The 25343-nt window shown below is 69.8% G+C and carries 24 protein-coding genes; 8 read left to right on the forward strand and 16 right to left on the reverse strand.

The features are described 5' to 3' along the window. Positions 1–82 precede the first annotated feature (82 nt). The 3 genes from GGR64_RS09165 to GGR64_RS09175 all read right to left on the reverse strand — a co-directional run bounded on the left by GGR64_RS09165 (position 83) and on the right by GGR64_RS09175 (position 6259). Positions 83–2821, reverse strand: a complete 2739-nt coding sequence (locus GGR64_RS09165; RefSeq protein ID WP_184645356.1) for a TonB-dependent receptor — start codon at positions 2819–2821, stop codon at positions 83–85. Positions 2822–2952: 131 nt separating this feature from the next. Continuing rightward, a complete protein-coding gene (locus tag GGR64_RS09170) occupies positions 2953–4074 on the reverse strand; it encodes a phosphatidylinositol-specific phospholipase C1-like protein (protein ID WP_184645358.1) in 1122 nt (373 codons plus the stop codon). A gap of 229 nt (positions 4075–4303) precedes the next feature. Next, on the reverse strand, positions 4304–6259 hold the full coding sequence (locus GGR64_RS09175) for an acetyl-CoA hydrolase/transferase C-terminal domain-containing protein (protein ID WP_184645361.1): 1956 nt from the start codon (positions 6257–6259) through the stop codon (positions 4304–4306). Positions 6260–6533: 274 nt separating this feature from the next. Here GGR64_RS09175 and GGR64_RS09180 point away from each other — a divergent pair, with 274 nt between their 5' ends. The 3 genes from GGR64_RS09180 to GGR64_RS09190 are packed head-to-tail and all read left to right on the forward strand — an operon-like array spanning position 6534 to position 8927. Continuing rightward, positions 6534–6902, forward strand: a complete 369-nt coding sequence (locus GGR64_RS09180) for a BlaI/MecI/CopY family transcriptional regulator (RefSeq protein ID WP_160965418.1) — start codon at positions 6534–6536, stop codon at positions 6900–6902. Further along, positions 6892–8334 (forward strand): TonB family protein, encoded by a 1443-nt coding sequence (locus GGR64_RS09185; RefSeq protein ID WP_184645363.1) that lies wholly within the window; start codon positions 6892–6894, stop codon positions 8332–8334. Before GGR64_RS09180 ends, GGR64_RS09185 begins: the two co-directional genes overlap by 11 nt. Next, positions 8331–8927, forward strand: coding sequence for a hypothetical protein (locus tag GGR64_RS09190; protein WP_184645365.1), 597 nt, complete (start codon positions 8331–8333; stop codon positions 8925–8927). The genes GGR64_RS09185 and GGR64_RS09190 overlap by 4 nt, the downstream gene beginning before the upstream one ends. 125 nt (positions 8928–9052) lie before the next feature. On the opposite strand, the gene GGR64_RS09195 is transcribed toward GGR64_RS09190, so the two are convergent. The 8 genes from GGR64_RS09195 to GGR64_RS09230 all read right to left on the reverse strand — a co-directional run bounded on the left by GGR64_RS09195 (position 9053) and on the right by GGR64_RS09230 (position 13886). Then, on the reverse strand, positions 9053–9610 hold the full coding sequence (locus GGR64_RS09195) for a flavin reductase family protein (RefSeq protein WP_184645367.1): 558 nt from the start codon (positions 9608–9610) through the stop codon (positions 9053–9055). 62 nt (positions 9611–9672) lie between these two features. Then, the gene (locus tag GGR64_RS09200; protein ID WP_048491974.1) at positions 9673–10290 is read right to left on the reverse strand and encodes an ATP-binding cassette domain-containing protein; all 618 of its coding nucleotides are present in this window, start codon (positions 10288–10290) and stop codon (positions 9673–9675) included. A 28-nt stretch (positions 10291–10318) separates the two neighbouring features. Next, positions 10319–11014 (reverse strand): molybdate ABC transporter permease subunit, encoded by a 696-nt coding sequence (gene modB / locus GGR64_RS09205; protein ID WP_184645369.1) that lies wholly within the window; start codon positions 11012–11014, stop codon positions 10319–10321. Between the two features lie 9 nt (positions 11015–11023). Then, positions 11024–11800, reverse strand: a complete 777-nt coding sequence (gene modA / locus GGR64_RS09210) for a molybdate ABC transporter substrate-binding protein (RefSeq protein ID WP_184645371.1) — start codon at positions 11798–11800, stop codon at positions 11024–11026. A 16-nt stretch (positions 11801–11816) separates the two neighbouring features. Beyond that, positions 11817–12311, reverse strand: a complete 495-nt coding sequence (locus tag GGR64_RS09215; RefSeq protein ID WP_184645373.1) for a hypothetical protein — start codon at positions 12309–12311, stop codon at positions 11817–11819. Between the two features lie 18 nt (positions 12312–12329). Next, entirely contained in the window at positions 12330–13166 is an 837-nt protein-coding gene (locus GGR64_RS09220; RefSeq protein ID WP_184645375.1) for an MBL fold metallo-hydrolase, read from the reverse strand. Continuing rightward, positions 13163–13513, reverse strand: coding sequence for a metalloregulator ArsR/SmtB family transcription factor (locus GGR64_RS09225; RefSeq protein ID WP_160965434.1), 351 nt, complete (start codon positions 13511–13513; stop codon positions 13163–13165). Before GGR64_RS09225 ends, GGR64_RS09220 begins: the two co-directional genes overlap by 4 nt. A gap of 4 nt (positions 13514–13517) precedes the next feature. Then, positions 13518–13886, reverse strand: a complete 369-nt coding sequence (locus GGR64_RS09230) for a rhodanese-like domain-containing protein (RefSeq protein WP_184645377.1) — start codon at positions 13884–13886, stop codon at positions 13518–13520. A 158-nt stretch (positions 13887–14044) separates the two neighbouring features. On the opposite strand from GGR64_RS09230, the gene GGR64_RS09235 reads away from it, so the two are divergent. From GGR64_RS09235 to trxC, 4 genes are all read left to right on the forward strand, one after another. After that, on the forward strand, positions 14045–15220 hold the full coding sequence (locus GGR64_RS09235) for an efflux RND transporter periplasmic adaptor subunit (RefSeq protein ID WP_184645379.1): 1176 nt from the start codon (positions 14045–14047) through the stop codon (positions 15218–15220). Position 15221: 1 nt separating this feature from the next. Further along, entirely contained in the window at positions 15222–18425 is a 3204-nt protein-coding gene (locus GGR64_RS09240) for an efflux RND transporter permease subunit (RefSeq protein ID WP_184645381.1), read from the forward strand. Between the two features lie 78 nt (positions 18426–18503). Further along, positions 18504–18983: an OsmC family protein gene (locus GGR64_RS09245; RefSeq protein ID WP_184645383.1), complete on the forward strand. Its 480-nt coding sequence runs from the start codon at positions 18504–18506 to the stop codon at positions 18981–18983. Next, entirely contained in the window at positions 18980–19423 is a 444-nt protein-coding gene (gene trxC / locus GGR64_RS09250) for a thioredoxin TrxC (protein ID WP_184645385.1), read from the forward strand. Before GGR64_RS09245 ends, trxC begins: the two co-directional genes overlap by 4 nt. Positions 19424–19514: 91 nt before the next feature. Here trxC and GGR64_RS09255 read toward each other — a convergent pair whose 3' ends face one another. The 3 genes from GGR64_RS09255 to GGR64_RS09265 all read right to left on the reverse strand — a co-directional run bounded on the left by GGR64_RS09255 (position 19515) and on the right by GGR64_RS09265 (position 21960). Further along, entirely contained in the window at positions 19515–20327 is an 813-nt protein-coding gene (locus GGR64_RS09255) for a S1/P1 nuclease (RefSeq protein WP_184645387.1), read from the reverse strand. 140 nt (positions 20328–20467) lie between these two features. Continuing rightward, positions 20468–21088 (reverse strand): OmpW family outer membrane protein, encoded by a 621-nt coding sequence (locus tag GGR64_RS09260; RefSeq protein WP_184645389.1) that lies wholly within the window; start codon positions 21086–21088, stop codon positions 20468–20470. 242 nt (positions 21089–21330) lie between these two features. Next, a complete protein-coding gene (locus GGR64_RS09265; RefSeq protein ID WP_184447045.1) occupies positions 21331–21960 on the reverse strand; it encodes an OmpW family outer membrane protein in 630 nt (209 codons plus the stop codon). A gap of 160 nt (positions 21961–22120) precedes the next feature. Here GGR64_RS09265 and gap point away from each other — a divergent pair, with 160 nt between their 5' ends. Continuing rightward, a complete protein-coding gene (gap, locus tag GGR64_RS09270; protein WP_152236154.1) occupies positions 22121–23122 on the forward strand; it encodes a type I glyceraldehyde-3-phosphate dehydrogenase in 1002 nt (333 codons plus the stop codon). A gap of 238 nt (positions 23123–23360) precedes the next feature. On the opposite strand, the gene GGR64_RS09275 is transcribed toward gap, so the two are convergent. Further along, positions 23361–23822: a hypothetical protein gene (locus GGR64_RS09275; RefSeq protein WP_184447044.1), complete on the reverse strand. Its 462-nt coding sequence runs from the start codon at positions 23820–23822 to the stop codon at positions 23361–23363. Positions 23823–24113: 291 nt separating this feature from the next. Then, positions 24114–25190, reverse strand: a complete 1077-nt coding sequence (locus GGR64_RS09280) for a methyl-accepting chemotaxis protein (RefSeq protein WP_184645391.1) — start codon at positions 25188–25190, stop codon at positions 24114–24116. Between the last annotated feature and the right edge of the window lie 153 nt (positions 25191–25343).

The following is a 25343-nucleotide window of genomic DNA, read 5'->3' on the forward strand; positions in this document are numbered from 1 at the left end:
GGCGTGCGCACAGCCCGGCGCGTCCAAGGCTGCCGATACGCCACAAGGCCTCCGGCGCGGCGCGCCGGAGGCAGGGGGAGCGTCAGTAGGTATAGCTCAGCGTAAGCATGTACACGCGCCCGGTTTCCACATAGGCGCCATCGGCGCCCGGGTCGTAGGCCATGTAGCGCGTGGACTTGCCCTGGGTCTCGTAGAACGTGGCCGAGTTGAGCAGGTTCTTGGCGGCGATGCCGACGTCGATGCCGTGCGGCAGGTGGTAGGTGGCGGTGAAGTCCAGCGACTTGACCGGTTGCAGGTAGTAGTTGAGCCGGTCGCTGGTCAGGCCGAGCAGTTGCAGGCCGGTGTAGTTGTAGCTGAGGTCGGCGCGCAGGTGGCTGTCGTCGTAGAACAGGTCGAGGTTGTAGATGCGCTCGGGCGCACGCGGCAGCCAGGTCTTGCCGGGCTGGTCGGCGCGCTTGCTGTCGGCCGAGCTGTGCTGCAGGGTCAGGTTGGCGGCGATGCCGAAATTGCCCCAGAACCCGGGCAGGTCCTGCAGGCGCTTGCTGCCGGCCAGCTCCACGCCGTACAGCTTGGCGGTGCCGCCGTTCTGCGGCATGGTCACCGGCACGCCGTCCTCGAAGGTGGTGCCGGTCGGGACCAGGCCGCCGAGCGTGTTGTCGTTGCTGGTCGCCGACTGCGAGGTGTAGATGAAGCCGCTGATGCGCTTGTAGTAGGTCGAGGCGCTGAGCACGCCGCCGTTGCGGTCGTAGAATTCCGCGGACAGATCGGCGTTGTCGGCCTTGCTCGGCTGCAGGTCGGGATTGGGTTTGGAGATGCCGATGACCTTCTGGGTGGGGTCGACCGTGTACACGGTCTCGCCGGAAATCAGCCCGAACGCCGGGCGGCTGAAGCTGCGTCGCAACGAGGCGCGGTAGACGGTCAGGTCGTCAGGACGGTAGTTGAGGCTGATGCCCGGCAACACCTCGCCGTAGCTGCGACCGCTGCCGACGAAGCGGCCGTTGATGCCGTCGCCGTTCGACTGCCAGGCGTCGGCGGAGTAGCGGGTCAGTTCGTAGCGCACGCCGGGCAGGATGGTCACCGCGCCGACATGCAGCGTGGCCATCGCGTAGCCGGCGTAGATCGCCTCGGTGCTGGAGGTGGTGTTGGCGTTGTAGTCGTTGGCGGTGTAGACGCCGGCCCCGTTGGGATCGTTGACGTACTTGTACGGCACCGCCTGCGCACGTACCCAGTCGCGGTCCAGGATCTTGAACGGGCCGGCATAGTGGCCATCGAACGCCGCGTAGGTGAGGCGGCCGGGGAGCGCGCTCAGCGGCGGGCCGCCGGCGTTGGGGAACACGTAGTTGCTGCCGCCGAAGTAGGGGCCGTTGTAGATGAAGTTGCCGTCCTTGTGGAAGAACGGGTGATCGTAGGAACCGCGATCGGCGTGGTCGAGCGACAGGCCGGTCTTGACCTCGTCGAGGATGTCGCCGTCCACGCGATAGCTGATGTCGGCATGCGCGCTGGCGCGGTTGTCGTGGCTGCCGGCATCGTGGCCCTGGGTCTTCCAGAACAGCGCCGAATCCAGGCTGTAGAAGAAGTTCTTCAGGGCCGGCGAGCTCGGGCCGATGCTCGGGTAGGTCGGGTCGCTGAGATCGAACGCGAAACTGCCCGGGGTGAAGCCGTACAGGCTCGCCGCGACGTAGTCCGGGCGGCTGCGCGTGCCGCGCCCGAACGAGCTGCCGTAATCGAAGCGCAGGCGGTCCAGCGTGGTCTGCCCACCCAGTTGCAGCGTGGCCAGGGTTTCCTTGATGTCGTGGGTGTTGAAGTAGCCGCCGCGCACCGCGGTCGGCTGGTTGTTGACGGTTTCCAGGCGTGCGCTGGACTGATCCTGCTGGCCGGTGACGTTGTAGCTGCCGTAGATGGCGCGGGCGAAGAAGGAACTATGGTCGCCTTGCCAGTCGAAGGCGAGATTGCCGCCGTAGCGCTCGATCTGGCTGGTGTAGACGCTGTACTTGTAGCGGGCGCTGAGCAGCGGGCCGACATCGCGCAGGTCGACGGCCTTGGCCTGCGCCGGATCCGCCGGGAAGTACGCGCTGTTGGGCGCGGGCGCCTGCGCCATGTTGTTGTTCTTGCCGTAGTACGCCGAGGCATAGACGCCGAACGCGTGGTCGTCGCCGAACTTCCAGGCCAGCTCCTGTTGCACCGTGCCGCCGGTGTGCTTGCCGCCGAGGTCGGAGGCGAGCGCGTTGAACTGGCCTTGCGCGGTGGTCTTGCCGTAGAAATCGCCATCGAAGTCGAACGCGCTGGGCGTGCGCATGTCGATCGCGCCGCCGATCGCGTCGCCCGGCAGGTCCGGGGTCGGCGACTTGGAGACCTTCACCGACTGGATGCCGAACGGCGCCAGCATGTTCAGCGAGATCGCGCGCGTGGACGAGTCGGTCTCGGGCATGCCGAAGCCGTTGAGGCGGTAGCTGTTGTAGCTGGCATCCAGGCCGCGGATGCTGACGTAGGCGTTCTCGCCGGTGGTGGCCTGGCCCAGGTGCATGTCGCTGTAGGCCGACAGCCCGGGCAGGTGCGCGACCACGTCGGCGATGCCGGCGGAGGGAATCGCATCGATCTGCTGCTTGCTCATCACGCTGTTGACGCCGTTGGACAGGCGCTGTTCGTCCAGCGAACCCGGCACGGTGGCCTGCGCGGCTTGCACGTTGACCGAATCCAGGGTGGTGGTGCGCGCGCTGGCGTCAGGGACGTCATCGGCGTCGCTGGCGTGGGCGGCGGGCGAGAGCGCAAGCGCGAGGGCGATGGCACAGCACAGGGGACGGGGGCGATGGAACGGGGACATGGGGGCGACTCGTTGGGGGAAACAGCGGTTGCGATCCGAGGTCCGGACACGCCGATGCCGGCGCGCGGATCGCCCAGGCCTTCCATTGCATGCGTGTGGGCGTGGCCGCGACGCAGCGCGGCCGCGGGCGATCAGTGGCGCAGGTCGACGCCGTGGCAGTCGGCCTGCGGACGTTGCGGATTGCAGCGGGCGACGGCGTCGCCGGGAAAGCGCACCACGTAGCCGGAGGCTGCCGGCTCGTGGTCGGGAAAGTCGGTGCTGAGCAACTGCGCGCCGCTGGCCAGCATGGCGTCGCGCCGTTTCGTGTCGGCGTGCGCGGCTTCCTTGAGGTCGGCATCGGTACGCGTGCGCACCAGGTAGCCGGCCTTCACCAACTGCGCGATCTCATCGGCGCTGCCGTCGTTGCGCTCGACGAAGGCGGCATCGGCGGTGCCGGGATCGGCGTTGGTGAAGCACACGCGGCCGCGCAAGGCCGGATGGCCGGCGAGGTAGGCCGGGCCGACGGCACGCTGGTCGAGCAGGAACACCACCTTGCCGCGCGCCGCCGCCAGCGTCGGCCAGCCATGCGCGAGCACGGCGGCGTTGAGCGTGGCGGCGTTGCCGCGCACCAGGTCAGGGCTGATGTACGCGTTCGCGGCGAACACCGAGCGCAGCTCGGCGTCCAGCGCATCCAGCGCCTTGCCGTCGAACGGCTCCGGCTGCACCGTGGGAAACGCTGCCGGCAGCGTCGATTGCTTGGTTTCCAGCAGAATGAAGATCGGCAGATGCCCGGGGTGCTCTTTCGACCACGCCCGCACTTCGCGCAGGCAGGCCAGCAACGGCTGGCAGGTGCTGCGCTGGTCGAGGTCCTGGATGTGCATGACCTTGAAGCCCGGTCGCTGCATCACCCCAGGCGCAGCGATTGGCGGCGCCGGCGGCAGGCCGGCCTTGGCGAGCTGGTCGATCATCGCCGGGTGCGCGTAGCGTCCGCCCTTGGCGTCGGCGTAGATGTCCAGTTCGATCTGGCGCACGCCGTCGTCCAGTTGCTGCGTCAACGGCGGATGCCGGTAATCCAGCACTGCGAACGTCGCCGGGTCCAGCCGCTTCCACAGCGCCGCTTCGCTGGGCGCGAAACCGGCGTGGTAGCTGTTGTGGCTGCCGATGTATTGCAGGTCGTTGAGTTTGGGCTCGGCGTGCAGCGCCAACGGCAACAGCGCCAACACCACCAACAGGGCGCGCAGCGCAACCGACCCGCGACAGGAATTCGACGACATCGGGACAGAACGCTTGGAAGGCATCGCGGGTCCGTTTGGTAACGATATCCCGACAGCATCCCGAGCGGAGTTGACGCGCGTCCTGCCGGCATGTTGCCGAATCGTGTCATCGCTGCCGATGTGCGGCGAACCCTGCGATGCGTCGCGCGCGCGACTGCGATCACCCTCTCGCGCCGTCGGCCGCGATCGACCCGCGCCTGCGCATTGGCGCGTCAGGCGCGTTCGCGCGTCACTGCGGCGTGCGCGTGCGCTGCAGGGCGAACGCCAGCAATGTCGCTTCCAGGCGCTCGCCGATGCTGCGCGGTGCATCCAGCCCCATGCGCTGCATGCAGGCGGCATCCGCCGTGGGGCGCGCCAGCACCGCGCTGGCCACCGTCTTCAGCTTGGCGCCGGTGGTGGCGGTGTGTTGCTGCAGCCAGGACAGGGCGCGCAGCAGACGCTGCTCGACCTCGGTGAAATCGCTGCCCAGCGGGTAGTCGGGCAGGGTGCCGTCGCGGCGGAACGGCGCCAGCGCGTCGCGTACCCGCGCAGCGTGGTTGCGCTGCCAGTGCGCAGGCGCCGCAAAATCGGCACCCAGCTTGCCGTTGGCCTTCGCCGTCTCCAGCAATGCGGGCTGGGCCTGCACGTCGGCGATTCCGGTCATGGCGGCGATGCAATCCTCGTCGGTCAGGCCGCGCAGATCGGCGATGCCGTATTCGTTGACGTAGAGGTCGCGCAGGTGCCGCGGAATGGTGGTGTGGCCGTAGTTCCAGCGCACGTTGGACTGCGCTGCGCCGGCATCGCTGCGCACGGCGCGGAACATCAGCACGCTGCGCGCGTCGTCCAGCGCGTGCGCCATGGACACGAAGTTGTACTGGCCGCCGACGCCGGACACCACGCGGCCGTCGTCCAGCGCATCGGACACCGCCGCGCCGAGCGCGGTGGCCATCATGCAGGAGTTGAAGAAGCGCGCCTCGCGCCGTTGCAGCCGGCGCAGCGTCTCGCCGCCGTAGAGCTGGTTGATCTCGCTGATGCGGCGCATGCCGATCGCCGCGCGCGTCTGCGGATCCATGTCGCGCAGCCAGGCGTAGAACTCCGGCGAGCCCAGGTAGAACGCGCCCTGCAGGTATTCGCCCTCGCGCTCCAGGCGCTGCAGGTCCTGCGCGTCGGCGCTGCCGTCGGCCACGCGCTGCAGCAGCGGCGCGTCGTCGAGTACCTTGCGCCGGATCACTCCGCACTGGACCAGTTGCCGGAAGCCCTCGTTGAGCATCTCGCTGCAGCCGAACAGGCCGACCGCGAACGGATCCAGACCACCGCATTCGCGCACCGCCGGATGCCGCTCCAGGCCCGGATCCAGCGCCGCCAGCACCTGCCGGTAGCGCGCGTTGTCGGTATGCCGCAGCACCAGCGCGTGGCACAGCGCATCGGCCAGGGTGCCGATGCCGATCTGCAGCGTGCCGCCGTCGCGCACCAGGGTGCTGGCGTACAGGCCGATGGCGTAATCGGCATCGGCGACCGGCTGCCGCGGCAGCCCGAACAGGCGCGGATACGGCCCCGGCGGGGTCACCACCACGTCGAAGAAGCTCGGCTCCACTGCCGCGCAACCGCCGATCCACGGCAGCTGCGGATCGACCTCGGCCACCAGCAGTGGCCGCGGCAGGCCGCGCCGTTGCACCGCGGCCAGGGTGTCCTGGGTGATGTCGTTGTTGCACGAGAACGACAGCCGGGTGCCGTCGGGCTCGCGCGCCACCTTCTGCACGATCAGGTTCGGCGCGCGCTGCGCCACCGCGTCGGCGGCATGGGTGTAGTTGAGGCTGGTGTAGCTGCGCTGCGCCTGGGTCGAACGCAGCAGCGCGCCGGACTGCATGTAGAACTCTTCGACCTGGATGTGCGCCGGCAGCGCATCGCGCTGCATCGCCTGCACGTAGCGCAGGCGCGGGAAGTCATCGCCGAAATGGCGTTGCACGAACGGCCGCGCGAAACGCCCCTGCAACCCGCCGCCGGGCGCTGGCGGATGCAGCGACAGCGCGGTGTAGATCTGCAGCGGCCGCGTCGGATCGTGTTCGACCCGGTCGTACAGCACGTTGAGCAGGCGGTGCGGTTTGCCCAGGCCCAGCGGTGCGCCCACGCGCAGCGGGCCGGCGATGCGCTGCAGGATCAGGTCGGCAGCGGCGTCGAGGTCGTCGAGATGATCGGTCATCGGCATAGCTTAGAGGGTGTGCCGCCGATTGCAGTGCTTTCGGACATGGCGCGGGTACGTCGGTGCAGGCGGGACGGCTTCCGATGAGTGCTTGTAGCCGCCGGGCGCCGGTCACGCGTCGGCGTGTTCGCTGTCGCCGCAGTGTCCGGGCGCTGCGGCACTCGTCGCCCGGTGTTGGCGGTGCGATACCTGTCGCGGCGGCGGCACCGGGATTGGAAAAAACGCTTGACAGCGGTTTTGTTTACTCGTGTAATCGATGAAAATTTACGGGTGTAAACGGATGTCGATCAGCGATGCGGAAGCCGTGGTCATGGAGGTGCTGTGGGAGCGCCACCCGCTCAGCGCCGAGGAGGTGTTCGCCGCCTTGTCCGGCCATGGCGGCTGGGCCGAACCCACGGTCAAGACCCTGCTCAACCGCTTGCTCAACAAGGGCGCGATCCGCGCCGACAAACAAGGCCGCCGCTATCTGTACACGCCCCTGCTGCTGCGCGCGCAGTGGGTGCAGCAGCAGAGCGAAGGCCTGCTCGACCGCCTGTTCGGCGGCCGTATAGCGCCGCTGGTGGCGCACTTCAGCGAGCGCGGCAAGCTCAGCGACGCCGATATCGCCGAACTCAAACGACTGATCCAGGAGCTGGACGATGAGCATTGACGGGATCGTGAGGGACCTCGGTAGCACCGCGCTGGTCGTCAGCGTGGCCATCGCGGCTGTGTTGGCGTTGCGCGTGCCGATGCGGCGCGCGTTCGGCGCCAGCATCGCCTACGCGCTATGGACGGCGGTGCCGCTGGCGCTGCTGGTGGCGCTGTTGCCGAGTGGCTGGCGTCCATCGTTGCCGGCGGAGTTGGTGCTGGACATGCCGGCGGTGCTGGTCGGTGCGCCACAGGCGCAGATGTCCGCAGGCGGCGGCGTGCCGGCGAACGGTCACGCCACGGTGTGGTTGCTGGCGGTGTGGCTGGCAGGTGCGTTGGCCTCGGCGGCCGTGCTGTGGCGGCAACAGCGCCGCTATCGGCGCAGCCTGGGTCGCTTGAGGCCGGGCGAGGAGGGCGTGCTGGTCGCCGAACATGCGTCGCACGGGCCGCTGGTGCTGGGCGCGTGGCGGCCGCAGGTGGTGGTGCCGATGGACTTCGCCGCGCGCTATCCGCCGCCGCAGGCGCAGCTGGTGCTGGCGCACGAGCGCATGCACATCGCCCGCGGCGATACCCGCTGCAATCTGTTGCTCGCCGCGTTGCGCTGCGTGTACTGGTTCAATCCGCTGCTGCACTGGGCGGCCACGCGCTTCCGCCTGGATCAGGAACTGGCCTGCGATGCGGCGGTGCTGGCACTCCATCCCGGCACGCGCCGCCACTACGCCGAGGCGATGCTGCAGACGCAACTGGATGCGCTGGCCTTGCCGGTGGGCTGCCATTGGCAGGCGGGTAGCGTGTTGTGCCAGCGCATTGCCCTGCTGCGGCGTCCGGCGGTGCGCGGCTGGCGGCGTCGTGCCGGCATCGCGGTGGTGACGCTGGCTGCGTTGAGCGGGAGTGCCGTGGTGTTGGCGCTGCCTAGCGCTGCGCCGGTCGGCGGGATGGCGCGCGAGTTGGTTGCCAGTGAGATGGACAGCGCACAGGCATCCGTGCCGCAGCGCGGATCTGCCAAAGCGCGGGCGACCACGCGGCCCGCCAAGGTGATCGACATGACCCCGCCGAAGTATCCCGAAGCCGCCGTGCGTGCCGGCGTCTCCGGGAAGGTGATGCTGCTGGTCGACCTCGACGCGCACGGGACGCCCAGCGGTGTGCGCGTGCTCGATCATGGCAGCGGCAGTGCGGCATTGGATGCGGCGGCGGTGTCCGCCGCCTGGAAGTGGCGGTTCTCTCCGGCGACCGAACACGGCAGCCCCGTGCCCAGCCGCATGAAGATCCCGGTGGCGTTCGACGTGGAGATGGATCCGGTGGAGGCGCCGGCGGGCGTCGCCGAGGCCGCCGATTACCGCTGGTACCGCCTGGGCGAAGGTGCCGGCGATGCGGTGGCGAGCCTGTGCGACAAGGTGTTCCCCGGCACGGGCGGTGCCGCGCCGCTGTGCGGCATGGTGCGGACCGTGCGATGAAGGCGCACTGGCGAACCGGCATGCTGCTCGCACTCGGCTTGACCGGCTGCGCCAGCCAGGTGCCACGGGAGGCCCCGCAGCAGACCCAACGGATCGACTCGGTGGATCAGCGCATGCTGGAAACGGGCTTCGGCGCGGCGCCGGGCGCGGCCGCGGTGCAGTCGTATCAGATGCAGCCGCAGCAGGTGTTCCGCATGCCGCAACCGCTGCAGGCACCGACCCCGCAGCTGCCGGCCGATTCGCCGCGCCGCAGCCTGTCCCCGACCACGGTCTGTGTGCGGGTGGTCCTGTCCGCACAAGGCGCGGTGGAGCGCAGCGCGCTGCTGGACGATCGCCCGGATTGCAGCGCGGGCGCGCAGCCGGAGATGGCCGATCTGCTGCAGGCGGTACAGGACGCGGTCGCGCAGTGGCGCTTCGTGCCGGCGGCGATCTGTACCTATGCCGATCCGGCGCAGCGGCCGGCGCAGGACGGGCGCTGCGACGACGCGCAGTCGGTGCAGGAAGTGCCGGTGACGCTGGCCTATGCGTTCACCTTCGAGGTCCGGCAAGGCAAGGCCAGCGTGCAGTCCGGACGCGTGAGCGGCGTGCGCTGAGCCGGCGGCTGGGGCATCCGGTCAGGACGGTCTTCCGGATGCCCGTGGTCCTCGCTCGGGCGGGGCGGCACAGGGATTGTCCGCTTCCGCTCCGCTCCACTGACAGCGGCGCGATCCGCGCGGGGCTACAGCATCTCCGGCTTGAACAGGCGCCGCCGCGAGATATCCGGGCCGGACAGCATGAAGCGGCCGTCGCCACGGTAGTGCAGGGTGCGCGGCCGCTTCGGCGAGGCGGCGACGTGCGCCTTGACCACCTCCCACACGAACAGGCCGTGTTTGCCGATCTGGCTGCCGTCGTGCAGGCGGCATTCGAAGCTGGCGTAGCACTCGGCGATCAGCGGCGCCGCCACGTGCGTGGCGGGTACCGCGGTGAGGCCGAAGTGCGAGAATTTGTCCAGCTCCGCGCCGCTGGTATTGCCGATGCCGACCACGGTGTCGACCAGGTCGGCGGTGGGCAGGTTGATCACGCATTGCCGGCTGCGCCGGATCAGGTCGAAGCTGTGGTTGGCGCTGGAAATGCAGCAGGCAAGCAGCGACGGCGAGAACTCCAGCACCATGTGCCAGCCCAGGGTCATGATGTCGCGCTGCTGCTTCCAGGCCGAACTGACCAGCACCACCGGGCCCGGCTCGAGAAAGCGGCGGACCTCCTGCGTGGGGAAGTCGAGCTTGCGGTAGCGGCGCATGCGAAGTGTGCTGGCGGGCGGAGAACCCAGTCTCGCCAGCGGCGGTGAACGCGGTGTCGGCGTCAGTCCAGCCGATGCACCGCGTCGGCGATGCGCGCCACTTCCTCGGCCTGGTGGCTGACGTAGAGCATCGGCAGGCGCACTTCGTCGCGCACGCGTTGCAGGTAGGGAATGAGTTCGCTGCGGCGATCGGCGTCCAGCGCCGACAGCGGTTCGTCGAACAGCAGCAGCGACGGCTGCGCCAATAACGCGCGGCCGATCGCCACGCGCTGCGCTTCGCCGCCGGAGAGCGTGTCGGGGCGCCGCCCGAGCAGGGCGCCGATGCCGAGCAGGTCGACCACTGCGTCCAGTGCGAAGCGTGCCGGCTGGCCGCGGCCGTGGCGGCCGTAGCCGAGGTTGCGGCGCACGTCCATGTGCGGGAACAGCCGCGCGTCCTGGAACACGTAGCCGATGCCGCGGCGGTGCGCCGGCAGGTCGATGCCGGCGGCGCTGTCGTACAGCACCCGGCCATCGATGGCGATGCGCCCGCTGCGCGGCGGCAGTACGCCGGCGATGGCGTTGAGCAGGCTGGTCTTGCCGGCGCCGGACGGGCCGACCAGGGCGACCACGCGCGCCTGTTCCTCGATGCGCACGTGGCGCGCGAAGCGGCCGCGCTGCAGGTGGAGGTCGATGCTCAGCATCGGTGCCGGCTCCGAATGCACGCGCGGCTCATGCGTCCGCCTCCGCGCCGCGCTGGCGCCGGACCAGCCACTCGGAGGCCAGCAAGGCGCCCAGCGAGATCGCCAGCGCCACCGCCGCCAGCCGCCAGATGCCGGCTTCGGCGCCAGGCACCTGCAGCAGGCCGTAGATCGCCGAGGCCAGGGTCTGGGTCTGTCCCGGGATGTTGGAGACGAAGGTGATGGTGGCGCCGAACTCGCCCAGCGCCTTGGCGAAGCCGAGCACGCCGCCGGCGACCACGCCCGGCCACGCCAGCGGCAGGGTGATGGTGAAGAACACCCGCCATGGGCCGGCGCCGAGCGTGGCGGCGGCCGCTTCCAGGCGGCGGTCGGTGGCTTCCAGGGCCAGGCGGATCGCCCGCACCATCAGCGGAAAGCCCATTACTGCGCTGGCCAGCGCCGCGCCGGTCCAGCGGAACGCGAACTGCACGCCGAACTGTTCGAACAGCCAGCCGCCGATCGGGCCCTGCAGGCCGAACAACTGCAGCAGCGCATAGCCGGTGACGATCGGCGGCATCACCAGCGGCAGGTGCAGCAGCGCGTCCAGCAAGGCCTTGCCGAAGAAGCGGCGCCGCGCCAGCAGCCAGCCGCAGGCCACCGCGAACGGCAGGCTGGCCAGCGCCGCGACCAGCGCGACCTTGACGCTCAGTGCGATCGCGGTCAGTTCCTGCGCGGTGAAGTCGAACAACGGCAGGCCTCAGTGGGCGAGAGAGAATCCGTGGCGACGGAAGATCGCCTGTGCCGGCGGCGTGCCCAGCCAGCGCACGAACTCTGCGGCGGCCTTGCCTTGCGTGCTCGCGCGCAGCGGCGCCACCGGGTACACGATCGGTGCATGGCTGTCGGCGGGGAAAGTCGCCACCACCCGCACCTTCGGCTCGGCCTGGGCGTCGGAGCCGTAGACGATGCCCAGCGGGGCCTCGCCGCGCGCCACCAGCATCAGCGCGCTGCGCACGCTCTCGCTCTCGGCCAGGCGCGGCTGCACGCTGTCCCACTGGCCCAGCGCCTGCAGCGCGGCGCGTGCGTACTTGCCGGCGGGCACGCTGGCGGTCTGGCCGACCGCCAGCCGCCCCTGGGCACCGAGCGCGGCGAGCAGCGCGCCGGGCTTGCGCAGATCGACCTGGGCCGTGCTGGCGGCCGGCGCCACCAGTACCAGGGTGTTGCCGAGCAGATCGCGGCGCTGCGCCGGGTCGATCAGCTTGCGCTGCTGCAGGTAGTCCATCCATTCCTGGTCGGCGGACACGAACACGTCCGCCGGCGCGCCCTGTTCCACCTGCCGGGCCAGCGTGGAGCTGGCGGCGTAGGACACCTGTACCGGGGTGCCGTGCGCTTGCTGGTAGGCGCTGGCGGCCTCGTCCAGCGATTCCTTGAGGCTGGCGGCGGCGAACACGGTCAGCGGCGTCTGCGCGGCGGCCGATGGCAGCGCGATGGCGGCGGCGAGGACGAACAGGCACAAGCGGCGCAGGAAACGGGGCATGAGCGGCTCCAGAGGATCAGGGGGTGATGACGGTGATCGCGCGAACCTGGCGCACCCATCGCGCCGGCCGTTGGTCCTGCGGCACGATCAGGCGCAGTGGCCCCGCGTCGGCCGCGAGTGGCTCGCCACCGCAGCGGTCGACCAGCAGCACGCGCCGCGCCCCCAGGGTCGGGTCCAGCTCGGCCAGGGCGAACACGTCAGTGTAGCCGTCGCGTGCGACGACCTCGATCCGGCGTTGCAACTGCGCGCCACGCAGCGGCTCGGTCGGCATCGCGTGTTGCGCCTGCAACAGGGCGGCGAGCGCCACGCCTTCGCAGTCCAGGCGCTGGCCGTGCGCCTGCGCGACGATCCGCTCGCGTGGAACCGCGGCCAGCGCGGTCGGGTCGAGGGCGATGGGCAGGGCGCCGGCGGCATGCGTTGCGGCGTCGCCGGGCGCGGGTGCGGTCTGCGCCCGGGTCTGCATGCAGACAAGGCTCAGGCAGAGCAGGGCGAGTAAGCGGGATCGTTGCATGCCCGCATCCTAGCGTCTTCAGTGCGTGGGCGGCGCCAGATCGTCGGTGCGGCCGGCCTGGATGTTGGCGCGCACCGACGGCTGCATCAGCCGCGGCTCGGCCAGCGTCGCATCGCGCGCCTGGCGCAAGGCCACGAAGGCCGCTTCGTCGATGCCGTCGCGCACGTGGATGTTGGCGCGGCGCTGTTCGCCGATGCTGGTCTGGCAGGCGACCGCGCGGCCGCCGGCGCCGTAGTCGTGGCACACGAACACGCGCGTCGCCTCCGGCAGCGCGTACAGCCGCTGGATCGAGCGGTACAGCGTGGCCGCGTCGCCGCCGGGGAAATCGCAGCGCGCGGTGCCGCTGTCGGGCATGAACAGCGAATCGCCCGGGAACAGCGCATCGCCGATCAGGTAGGCGACGCTGTCGCCGGTGTGGCCGGGTACCGCGATCACCTGCGCCTGCAGCTCGCCGATCGCGAAGCGCTCGCCATCGGCGAACAGGTGATCGAAGCCGCAGCGCGCCTGCGTTTGCGCCTCTGTGTCCAAGCCGAACTGCGGCGCGAAGCGGGCGCGCACCTCGCGGATGCCGTCGCCGATCGCCAGCGTCGCCTGCGGCCAGCGCTGCTTGAACCACTGCGCCGCGGAGACATGGTCGGCGTGGGCGTGGGTCTCGAGGATCCAGCGCAAGTGCAGTCCACGTTCGCCCAGGCACTCGGCCAGGGCCTGCGCCGGTGCGTCGTCCAGTGCGCCGGTCTGCGGGTCGTAGCCCACCACCGGGTCGATCACCGCGGCGTCCTGGCCGTCCTCGACCACATAGCTCCAGGTGCCGGAACCGGCATGGTGGAAGGGATGGACGTGCGGACGCTGGCTCATCGATCGCTCCTGGCGGCGGCGGGCGGCGCGGCGCTGCAGTAGATGCCGTGCAGCACCTCGAGGATGCGCTGCACCGGGCCGGGCACCAGCGAATAATAGATGGTCTGGCCGTCGCGACGGGTCTGCACCAGCCCATCCTCGCGCAGCAGCGCCAGATGTTGCGATAGCGCCGACTGGCTCAACTCCACGCGTGCGTTGAGTTCACCGACCGATTGTTCGTTGTCCACCAGCAGACACAACAGCAGCAGCCGCTTCTCGTTGCCGAGCGCCTTCAGCAGGCGTGCGGCCTCGCTGGCGTGCGCACGCATCGCGGCAGGATCCAGGGCGGGCGCGGCGCGGCGCGGCATGGGCTCAGAAATCGACCGGGCCGCCGGCCGCGGTCCAGCCGAGGAAGCCACCGGTCAGCGAGCGCACCGCGGTGTAGCCCAGGTGCTGCAGGCTCAGCGCCGCCAGCGTGGAGCGGCCGCCGCTGGCGCAGTACAGCAGGATCGGCTGGTCGCGCCGGGCCAGCGCCGGATCGGCGTCGAGGCGGAACTCGAGGATGCCGCGCGGGATGTTGAGGGCGTTGGGCAGGTGGCCCATGGCGAACTCGCCGGGTTCGCGCACGTCGATGATCCATTCGCCGGGCAGCGGCGTGGCGGCGGCATCGGTGTGGACGGGGGTTTCGTGGATTTGCGCGCGTGCGCGATCGACCAGGGCTTGAGCGGAGGAGACGGGCATTGGGGGTGCTCGGCGGGAAAGTGTGCACATCATATCAGTTGACTCTAATATAAGAAAATTCTAATTTATCTCGCGGCCAGCCTCGCGCGGTCGCAACCGCCGCCGCGGGGCATCGCCCGTCGACGGCGCAAACCTGCCTTTCCTTCTGGAGTTCGATCATGCATGTGCGTCGTTGGCCGATCTGGGACGCGGAGAACGCCGGACGGCGGCGCTGCACGGGCACGGCTGCCGCCACGCCGTTGCGCCGGAGCGTCCGCGCGACCCTGCCCGCTGTGTTCGCGTCGCTGGCCATGCTGGCGCTCGCCGGCTGCCGCCATGACGCCGCTGCCGTTGCGCCGCCGCCATTGCCGGTGCTGGCGACCGCGCCGGTGGAAGCCGTGGCGATAGGGTCCCGCTCCTGGGACGGCGTGGTCGCCGCGGTGGAACATGCAGAGCTGAGCGCGCAGACCGGCGGTCGGGTGCGCAGCGTCGCGGTGGACGTGGGCGATCGGGTCGCCGCCGGCCAGGTGCTGCTGCAACTGAGCGCGGTGGAACAGCGCGCCGGTGTCGACAGCGCACAGGCGCAGCTGCGCGCTGCCATGGCCAGCGCCGGCGAGGCCGAGGCCAGCTACCGCCGCTATGCCGCCCTGGCCGACGCGCAGTACGTGTCGCGCGCACAACTGGATCAGGCCCGCGCCACCCGCGATGCGGCCAGCGCGGCCCGCGCCGCGGCCGCCGCGCAACTGGCCCAGGCGCAACAGCCGGCCGAGTACACGCTGGTGCGCGCGCCGTTTGCCGGGGTGATCAGCGCGCGCCAGGTGCAGCCGGGCGAGGCGGTGGCGGCCGGGCAGGCGTTGCTGTCGCTGTACGTGCCCGGCGCGCAGCGCATCGAGGTGCAGGTGCCGCAGTCCGATGCGGAGGCGATCCGTGCCGCGCCGCGCGCGCAGGTGCGGCTGGATGATGGGCGCAGCCTGCAGGTTCCGCAGGTGGCGGTGTTCCCCACCGCCGATCCGCGCAGCCACAGCGTGACGGTGCGGGTGCCGCTGCCGGCGCTGCAGCCGGCCCCGGCGCCGGGCACCACGGCCAAGGTCGGCTTTGCGCTGGCCGTCGGCGATGCCGCGGAGGCGGTGCCGTTGAGCATTCCACGCTCGGCGTTGTTGCAGCGAGGCGAGCTCAGCGCCGCCTATGTCCTGGTCGATGGGCGGCTGATCCTGCGTCAGCTGCGGATCGGGCGGCGCGATGCACAGCGGGTGGAAGTGCTGGCCGGGTTGCGCGCGGGCGAGCGTGTGGTGCGCGACCCGGTCGCCGCCGGACAGGCGCTGGCGGCGCAGCGGCGCGCGCTGGCGGAGCGCTGAGATGGGCATGTCCGGGCGCCTGGCGGCGTTCTTCCAGGCCAATCCACTGACGCCACTGCTGGCCCTGCTCGGCCTGCTGCTCGGCCTGGCCGCGGTGGCGGTCACCCCGCGCGAAGAAGAGCCGCAGATCGACGTGACCATGGCCAATGTCTTCGTCGCCTTGCCCGGCGCCGATGCGCGCGAAGTCGAGCAGTTGCTGAGCACGCCGCTGGAACAGAAGCTCGACGAGATCGAAGGCATCAAGCACGTGTACTCGGTCAGCCGCCCGGGCCAGGCGGTGCTGACCGTCGAGTTCGAGGTCGGGGTGCCGCGCCAGACCGCCCTGGTGCGCCTGTACAACCAGGTGTATTCCAACCTGGACGTGCTGCCGACACGGATGGGCGCGAGCGCGCCGCTGATCAAGCCCAAGGGTATCGACGACGTACCGGTGATGAGCGTGACCCTGTGGAGCGACGATCCGCAGCGCAGCGCCGCGGACCTGGGCGCGATCGCGCGCACGCTGGAAACCGAACTCAAGCGCATTCCCGGCACGCGCGACATCTACAGCATCGGTGCGCCGCCGCGAGTGCTGACGGTGACCCTGGACCCGGCGCGGCTGGCCGCATACGACCTCACCGTGGCCGACCTCGGTCAGGCGTTGCAGGGCGCGAACGTGGTGCGCCAGCTCGGCGACCGGATCGGCGGCGGCCGCGCGGTGCCGCTCAGTGCCGGCCGCTTCCTGGCCGATGCCGATACGGTGCGCGACCTGGTGATCGGCATGCACGGTGGCCAGCCGCTGCAGTTGCGTGACGTGGCGCAGGTGCAGGCCGGCGCCGACCTGCCCGATGCGTATGTGTGGTACGGCGCGCCGCCCGCGCGCGGCGGGCCGGCGCAGGGACGTGCGCCGGCGGTGACCCTGGCCATCGCCAAGAAGCCGGGGAGCGACGCCTCGGCGCTCACCCGCGCGGTGAGTGCGCGCCTGCAGGCATTGCGTGGCGAGCTGCTGCCGCAGGGCGTGCATGCGGAGGTCACGCGCGACTATGGCGCCAGCGCGGCGGCCAAGGCCGGCAAGCTGATCCACAAACTGGTGTTCGCCACCGCCTCGGTGGTGCTGCTGGTGCTGTTCGCGCTGGGCTGGCGCGAGGCCATCGTGGTCGGCAGCGCGGTGGTGCTGACCCTGGCGCTCACGCTGTTCGCCTCGTGGGCGATGGGGTTCACCCTCAATCGCGTGTCGTTGTTCGCGCTGATCTTCTCGATCGGCATCCTGGTCGATGACGCCATCGTGGTGGTCGAGAACATCCACCGCCATCTCCGTGCCGGCGGCAAGACCCTGCGCGAGGCGATTCCGCCGGCGGTGGACGAAGTCGGCGGGCCGACCATCCTCGCCACGTTCACCGTGATCGCGGCGCTGATGCCGATGGCCTTCGTCAGCGGCCTGATGGGGCCGTACATGCGGCCGATCCCGATCAATGCCTCGGTCGGCATGCTGTTGTCGCTGGCGATCGCGCTGGTGGTGACGCCGTGGCTGGCGCTGAAGCTGCTGAAACGCCATGTGCCGGTACAAGCCGCGCAGGCAGAGGCGGGGGGCAACGCGCCGCCGCGCCTGCAGCGCCTGTTCGCGCGCTTGCTGCACCCGTTCCTGGATCCGGTCCGCGGCGCGCGGCGGCGCGGCTGGCTGTTCGCCGGCATCGCCGCCTTGCTGCTGGCCGCGGTGGGCCTGGTCGGGCTGCAATGGGTGGTCCTGAAGATGCTGCCGTTCGACGACAAGTCCGAACTGCAGATCGTGGTCGACTTGCCCGAGGGCAGCACCCTGCAAGAGACCGACGCGCTGTTGGTGGAACTGTCCGGCGTGCTCGAGCGCACGCCGGAGGTGCACGATTACCAGGGCTACGCCGGTACCTCGGCGCCGGTCAACTTCAATGGTCTGGTGCGCCAGTACTTCCTGCGCAGCGGCAACAACGTCGGCGACCTGCAGGTGAACCTGGTCGACAAGCACCAGCGCACGCGCCACAGCCACGCCATCGCCCGTGCGCTGCGGCCGCCGCTGGCAGCGATCGCGCGACGTCATGGCGCCTCGCTGAAGGTGGTGGAAGTGCCGCCGGGGCCGCCGGTGCTGGCGCCGTTGGTGGCCGAGGTGTACGGGCCGGACTATGCGCGCAGCCGCCAGATCGCCCTGGCGCTGGCGCAGCGCTTCCTGCGCACGCCGAACGTGGTCGATGTCGACACCAGCGTGGAGAGCGCAGCCAGCCGCGAAACGCTGGTGGTGGACCGGGTCCGCGCCGCCCGCCTTGGCGTGAGCCAGGCGGCTGTCGCAGACGCCCTGGTCACAGCCGTGCAGGGCCTGGACGTCACCTGGCTGCACGATGGCGCCTCCAAGGTGGCACAGCCGGTGCGGCTGCGCCTGCCGGCTGCCGAGCAGGCCGCCAGTGCACGCCTGCTGGCGCTGCGCGTGCGCGGCGGCGATGGGCAACTGGTGCCGTTGTCGGAACTGGTGGCGGTGCAGCGCCTGCCCTGGGACGACAGCATCGCGCACAAGGACCTGCGGCCGGTGGTGTACGTCACCGGCGACGAAGCCGGGCGCCTGGATAGCCCGCTGTACGGCATGTTCGACCTGGTCGGGCAACTGCGCCGGCACCAGCCCGGCGGCCAGACGCTGCAGCAGCACTTCATCGCGCCGCCGGCCGACACCGGCGATTTCGCGGTGAAGTGGGACGGCGAATGGCAGATCACCTACGAGACCTTCCGCGACATGGGCATCGCCTACGCGGTCGGCCTGTTGCTGATCTATCTGCTGGTGGTGGCGCAGTTCCGCAGCTATCTGCTGCCGCTGGTGATCATGGCGCCGATTCCGCTGACGGTGATCGGAGTGATGCCGGGCCACGCCCTGCTCGGCGCGCAGTTCACCGCGACCAGCATGATCGGCATGATCGCGCTGGCCGGTATCATCGTGCGCAACTCGATCCTGCTGGTGGACTTCATTCGCCATGCCTTGGCGCAAGGGCGAAGCGCCGAACAGGCGGTGATCGAGGCCTGCGCGGTGCGCGCGCCGCCGATCGTGCTGACCGGCCTGGCGGCGATGCTGGGCGCGTTGTTCATCCTCGACGATCCGATCTTCAACGGCCTGGCGGTGGCACTGCTGTTCGGCATCCTGGTCAGCACCGCGCTGACCCTGCTGGTCATCCCGCTGTTGTACTACCCGCTGGCGCGGCGCGAAGCGGCGACGTGAGCGCGACGATGCGTCCACATCCCGTTCCCGGTGCCGGCGTAGAGTCGCAAGTCCCTTCTTCGCAGTGGAGCCTCCGGCATGCCCATCGGCGATCCGATCCGCGTCACCCTGGAGCATGACACGGACTTCGCGTTCCGTATCCGCTTCGACGAAACCGCGCTGGAGCCCTGGCTGAGCGACGAAGCCGCGCCGCTGGGCCAGGAGCGCGGCCCCAATCCCACGCGCATCCTGCTGGCCGGCATCGCCAATTGCCTGGCGGCGAGCCTGTTGTTCGCGATGCGCAAGTACAAGAACGATCCGGCCGGTGTGGTCGCGCACATCACCGCCACGCCGATGCGCAATCCGGAGGGGTTCTGGCGCATTCCGCAGGCGTCGGTGGAACTGCAGTTGCCCGGCGCCAACCAGGACTACGCGCAACTGGAGCGGATCCTCGCCCAGTTCGAGCAGTTCTGCGTGGTCACCCAGAGCGTGCGCCAGGGCATCGACGTGCAGGTCACCGTCAAGGATGCGCAGGGCACCGTGCTGCTCGGTGACAAGAGCATCGAGGCCGGGGCATGAGCGAGCCGCTGCATGTCGCCTGCCCGCACTGCGCCGCGCTCAACCGCGTGCCGGGCGATAAGCTGTCGGCGTCGCCGCAGTGCGGGCGCTGCCATCGCGGTTTGTTCGACGCCACGCCGGTGACGCTGACTGCGGACAACTTGGCCGCGCATGCCGAACGCAGCGATCTTCCCCTGCTGGTGGACGTCTGGGCGCCGTGGTGCGGCCCGTGCCGGACCATGGCCCCGCATTTCGCCGCTGCTGCGGCGCAACTGGAGCCGCAATTGCGCCTGGGCAAGCTCGACAGCGACGCGCAGCCGGCGCTGGCCGGGCGCTTCGGGATTCGCAGCATTCCGACGCTGATTCTCCTGCGGCAGGGACGCGAACTCGGCCGGCACAGCGGCGCCATCGGCACCGCCGAGATCGTGCGCTGGGCGCGGGCGCAGCCGGGTGTGGCGTAAGAAGTGCTCTTGTAGGAGCGGCTTCAGCCGCGATGTGCTTTCCCAGGCAAGCCCATCGCGGCTGAAGCCGCTCCTACACTGTGCGCCGCGCTTACTTGCCCAGCGCTGCGTTCAAGGTTGCCGCCAGGTCGGCGCCGGCCTGGCGCAATTGCGCCTCGGCGACCGGGCGCCAGGTCGTCACGTAATCGGCCGGCAGCTTGGCGCCAGGCGGATAGAAGCCCGGGCGCATCATGATCTTGCAGGAGGCCTCGGCCCAGGCGGCCGCTGGCGGCGGCAGTGCGCTGCCGGCCGGGGACGGCGCCGGCAACGGCTGCTTTTCCAGCTCGGCCAGGTAGGCCTGTTCGTCGAATCCACGGCTGCGCAGCAGGCCGCTGTCCCACAGCGCGTGCAGATTGGTGCCCTTGCCATCGAACTGGATCTGCACGGTGTTGGCGCCCTTGTCGCGGGCGTAGCCGGCATGCAGCGGCTGCTGCACGTCGCCGGTGAAATGCACGACGAACTTCAGTGCCTGCACGCGCGCGGCCTGCGGCTGGCTGCGATCGGCGAGGATCGCGGCCTGGCGGCGCAGCGCCTCGACCGCGCAGTTGCCGTCCGGGCAGTCGCGGGTCTGTTCGTAGTGGCAGTCGTTCTCGGCCAGGTTGACGTAGTGCCAGCGCGCGCTGCGCTTGCCCAGGTCGGGATCGTGTTCGCGGAGCTGGTCGGCCCAGTTGGCCACGCCGGCCAGGGTCGGTTCGGGTTCGCCCTGCAGCAGGGCCTGGACCTGGGCGCGGGCTTCCGGGGTGAGTTGGGTGTCGGCGAGATCGGCGACCAGGCGGTGGCCCAGCGGGCCCCAGGCGAAAGCGGCGGACGGCGCGGCGGCGAGGGCCGCGGCAAGCGCGGTGCAAACGAGGGAAGAGGTTTTCATGCGCGGATTCTAGCCGGCGACGACGACGCGGCCATGACCCGTGCCGGGTCCGTTGCGCTGCGGCTCAGCGTGGCGACAACGTGGCGCGGCAGGTGTGCCGGCTGCCCAGGGCCGCCTTGGACGCGGCCCGATGCGCTGGCTCAGAAATACATCAGGTAGGCGACGCCGTAGGTGACCGGATCGAGCTTGGCCTTGCCGAGCTTGCTGCCATCGACCTCCACGTCGCTGCGCATGCCGGTCCAGCGTGCGTCCACGCGGATCGCGCTGCGCTCGCCCACGGCGAAGTCCACGCCCGTATGCAGCGCCGGGCCGACGCTGTCCTTGAACTTCACGTCATTGGACGAAAATGCGCCCTTGCCGTCGCTGCCGAGGAAGGCGGTGTAGTTGAGGCCGGCGCCGACGAACGGGGAGATGTCGCCGTTGCCGTTGAAGTGGTATTGCAGCGAGATGGTGGGCGACAGCATCCAGGCGCTGCCGATATCGCCGCCGCGGTCCACGCCGATCTTCTGCTGGCCGACCAGGCCCTGGATCTCCACGCCGAGGTTGCCGCGGAAGAAGTACTCGTAACTGAACGATACGGCCGGCGCGGTGTCGGCGTCGAAGCGCTGGTCGCTGCCGCGCAGCGTGCCGTTGGAGCCGCCCGGCACCATGCCGTGCAGGCCGTAGCTGGTGGTGAAATGGCCGGCCGATTGCGCCGCAGCGGGCAGGGCGATGCTGGCGATGGCGGCGACGGCAAGGCGACGGAACAGGCGTGGCGGCATGGGAGACCCCGGTGGACGACGAGTGGGCGGATGCGAACCCCGTGTCGGCCCGGCGTGCGCCGATCCACATCCGTGTGGCGCGTAGTCTGCCAGAGAAGCGCCGCGGACGCGCTGCGACCGGCGTGTCCGCGTGCGTGGCCGCTGCCGACCTGGCGCGCGACCGGTGCCCGGGAGGCGCCACCGCGGCGAACGGCGCCAGTCCTGTCGGCGCCGTCGCACATGGCGGCGGCGCCGGAGCCTTTTCAGAACTTCATCACGTAGGCCAGGCCGTACACCAGCGGATCGATGTGCGCGGTGCCCAGATCGCTGCCGTTGACCTTCACCTTGCTGTCGATGTCGATCCAGCGCATGTCCACGCGCAGCGCCGATTTTTCGGTGAGCGCGATGTCCACGCCGGCGTGCGCGGCCAGGCCCCAGGAGTCGTCCAGCTTGAGCTTGCTGCCGGCCAGCGCGCCGGTGGTCTTCTCGCTGAAGAAGGTGGTGTAGTTGAGGCCGGCGCCGATGAACGGCGAGACCTTGCCGGCACTGTTGAAGTGGTACTGCAGCGACACCACCGGCGGCAGATGCTTGGTGCTGCCGACCTTGCCCACGCCCTTGACGCTGATGTCGTGCTCGAACGGCAGCGCGGCCAGTACTTCCACGCCCAGGTTCTGCTGCACGAAATACTCGAAGGTCACCGTCGGGCGGATGTTGCTGTCGATGCGCAGCGGCAGGGTGCCACCGGCCAACGCGCCGTTGTCGGACTTCGGATTGACCTGGTGGGCGCCGATGCCGATGGTCCAGTCGCCTTGCGACTGCGCCAGCGCCGGCAGGGCGCACAGGGTCAGGGCGGCGGCCAGGCCGGTGAGCAGGAAGGGGGAGGGGGTACGCATGGTGGAGTCTCGGTTGGGTGTGGGCGCAGTGTCCGGCGCGGCGCACCGTGGCGCCTTGATCCTGATCAAACCGGCGTGTCCGGCGGGGCGCGGCTGGCCTGCTAGAATGGGATTTCCCCTTCCATCCGCCGCGCCAGGCGCGGCCGCAGGAGCTACTGAAATGGCAATCAAGGTCGGCATCAACGGTTTCGGTCGCATCGGGCGCAACGTGCTGCGCTCGGCGGTGCAGAATTTCGGCAGCGACATCGAGATCGTCGCCATCAACGACCTGCTGGAGCCGGATTATCTGGCCTACATGCTGCAGTACGACTCCGTGCACGGCCGCTTCGAGGGCGAGGTGTCGGTCGACGGCGGCCACCTGCTGGTCAACGGCAAGAAGATCCGCCTGACCCAGGAACGCGATCCGGCGGCGCTGAAGTGGGGCGAGGTCGGCGTGGACGTGGTGATCGAATCCACCGGCCTGTTCCTGACCAAGGAAACCGCGCAGAAGCATCTGGACGCCGGCGCCAAGAAGGTGATCCTGTCGGCGCCTTCGAAGGACGACACGCCGATGTTCGTCTACGGCGTCAACGACAGCACCTATGCCGGCCAGGCCATCGTCTCCAACGCCAGCTGCACCACCAACTGCCTGGCGCCGCTGGCCAAGGTGATCAACGACAAGTGGGGCATCAAGCGTGGCCTGATGACCACCGTGCACGCGGCCACCGCCACCCAGAAGACCGTGGACGGCCCGAGCAACAAGGATTGGCGCGGCGGCCGCGGCATCCTGGAGAACATCATTCCGTCCAGCACCGGCGCGGCCAAGGCGGTCGGCGTGGTGATCCCGGAGTTGAACAAGAAGCTCACCGGCATGAGCTTCCGCGTGCCGACCTCGGACGTGTCGGTGGTCGACCTGACCGTGGAACTGGAGAAGCCGGCCACCTACGCCGAGATCTGTGCCGAAGTGAAGGCGCAGAGCGAAGGCGCGCTGAAGGGCATCCTCGGCTACACCGAGGACAAGGTGGTGGCCACCGATTTCCGCGGCGACGCACGCACCTCGATCTTCGATGCCGATGCCGGCATCGCCCTGGATAGCACCTTCGTCAAGCTGGTGTCCTGGTACGACAACGAGTGGGGCTACTCCAACAAGTGCCTGGAAATGGTCAAGGTGGTGGCGAAGTAAGACGCCTGGCGTCGTTCGCCGAGTGCGGACGGCGCGGCCTTGTGGCATCGACCGCGGCGGCGTGCCGCCGCCGGTCGAACGCCCGCGACACCGCGAACGGACGCAAACAAAAAGGAGCGCATCGGCGCTCCTTTTTGCTGTGACAGGGCGTGGCGTGATGGGCTTTGCCGTCGCGACGGCGGCCCGACTGCTGCGGATGGAGACGGCGCGATGAGCACCGGCTCCGTCTCAGCCGCCGTTACAGCGCGTCCTTGGAGACGTTGCTTTCGCTCTGCTGGTAATCGGTGACTACGCCCTTGGCATCGAATTCCACTTCCAGGTCGTACGACTTGACGTTGCGCGCGCCGACACCATGCTCCTGCGCCTCGTTGACCGCAGGGCCGGTGTAGTAACCGGGCAGCATGCGCTTCAGCAAGCCGGTGGCGGTCTTGCGCGCCTTCTCGCCGTGGGATTCGCTAGGGCGATAGCTCCAAGACTTCTCGTAACCGCCTTCTTTCCCGGAGGTCCTGGAGACATAGGTGGGCTCGCCATAGATGGCGCGCACCTGCTCCCTGGTGGTCTTGCCGATGACGATGTTCTTCTTGACCGCATCAGGGGTGTAAAGCGCTGGATTGTCGACCTTTTCGGCCAGGGCGGGAGCGGCGAAGGACGCGGCCAGCAGCGTCGAGATCAGCAGGGTGCGAAAGGGTTTCATGGTCATGTCCGTTTACCTGGGGAGTGGCGTCTGCAATCCAGCGTGCACCGGTCGCGTCGAGGCGATGCGTCGGTCCGGCATCAGCGCGGCGCAACGAGCTTAGGCATGGCGAAATGACGCCGTCAATACGGCATGCAGCGGCGTTCAGGCAGCGACGACACCTGTGTCGGCGATGCTCGTGGCCGGATCGCGAACGCGATGCGGCATGGCGTTGCCTGCGCATCGTGCCGACACAGCACGCACTGCCCTGTGATCCGCTGCCGCTTTTTGCGCAGGACGCGGTGCGTCGTGTACCGACTACAGCGCCTGCAGGATCAGCGAGTGCCAGCCGGTGCGGTAGGTTTCGTAGCCGGGCGAGGCGGCATGCGCAATGCAGTGCGGCCGGCCATCGAGGTCGATCAGCAACGCGCCGCGCGGTTGCTTGAACAAGGCCTCGCGGCCGTCGAAGTCGAGCCGCTCCTGCAGCATGCGTCCGGCCGAGTCGGCCAGCACCTGGCCCTGCGCGTCGACGATGCAGACGCGGCTGCGGCCCCATTCGGATTCGGACAGCGGCGTGCGCTGCACGATCGTCTGCGCCAGTGCGTCCCAGCGGAACACGATGCCCAGCACGCCGAGCACGCGGCCATCGATGCGGCCCCCCTCGCGGACCGTGCACGCGTACACCAGCACCCGCTCGCCATCGGCCAGCGCACTGGGGTGCACGCCCTGAAAGCTGAAGTCCTCGCCGCTGCGGGTGCGCATGGCGTGTTCGAACCACGGTTGTGCGGAGACGTCGCTGCCGACCGAGGCAAACTGCCGCGGCCGGCCGTTGGCGCGGATGCGGCCATCGCTGCCGGCCAGGATCAGGTCGAAGTAAACCGTGTACGAATCCAGGATCTGGCCCATGCGCCGCGATGCGTAGGCCAGTGCATCGGCGTCGCTGTCGGCGCGTGCCGCCGCCACGACCGCGGCGTCGGTGGCCCACCAGCGCACGTCGCAACTGCGCTCGTAGAGGTTGCGGTCGATCAGGTCGATGTTGCTCAGCGCCAGTTCGCTGAGCCGGGTGCGGCGCACGTCGTCCTGCAGCCGGCCCAGCGTCTGCCGCATCTCCGCGCTGGTGCGCGCGGCGACCTTGTCCAGGTCCTGCGTGGCTTCGGCCACGCGTCGCGACAGCCCGTCCATTTCCTGCGCGATGACGCTGAAGCCGCGTCCGGCGGCGCCGATCCGCGCCGATTCGATGCGCGCGTTCATCGAGATCATGTGGGTGGTGCGGTTGATCGCGTCGATGCCCTGCAACGAGCGGCGCAGCTGGCCCAGCAATTGGTCGGACAGGCCGACGACCGCGCGGATATGGTCATCGATCCCCGCGTCGGCGGGGTGGGCGGGTAGGTTCATTCATGCTGCCGGTGGGGTGGGAGGGAACAGCAGACGCACGACGTGGTAAGGGGTGTAGCGGCCGTCGAGCTAACGCCTTGAGGGTGGCGTGAAGACCGTCCGTCGGAACGTCGTGCCTTGCCCTGCCTGGGTCGCGGCCGCGTTCGCGGACCG

Source organism: Xanthomonas sp. 3307 (assembly GCF_014199735.1).
GTDB lineage: Bacteria > Pseudomonadota > Gammaproteobacteria > Xanthomonadales > Xanthomonadaceae > Xanthomonas_A > Xanthomonas_A rydalmerensis.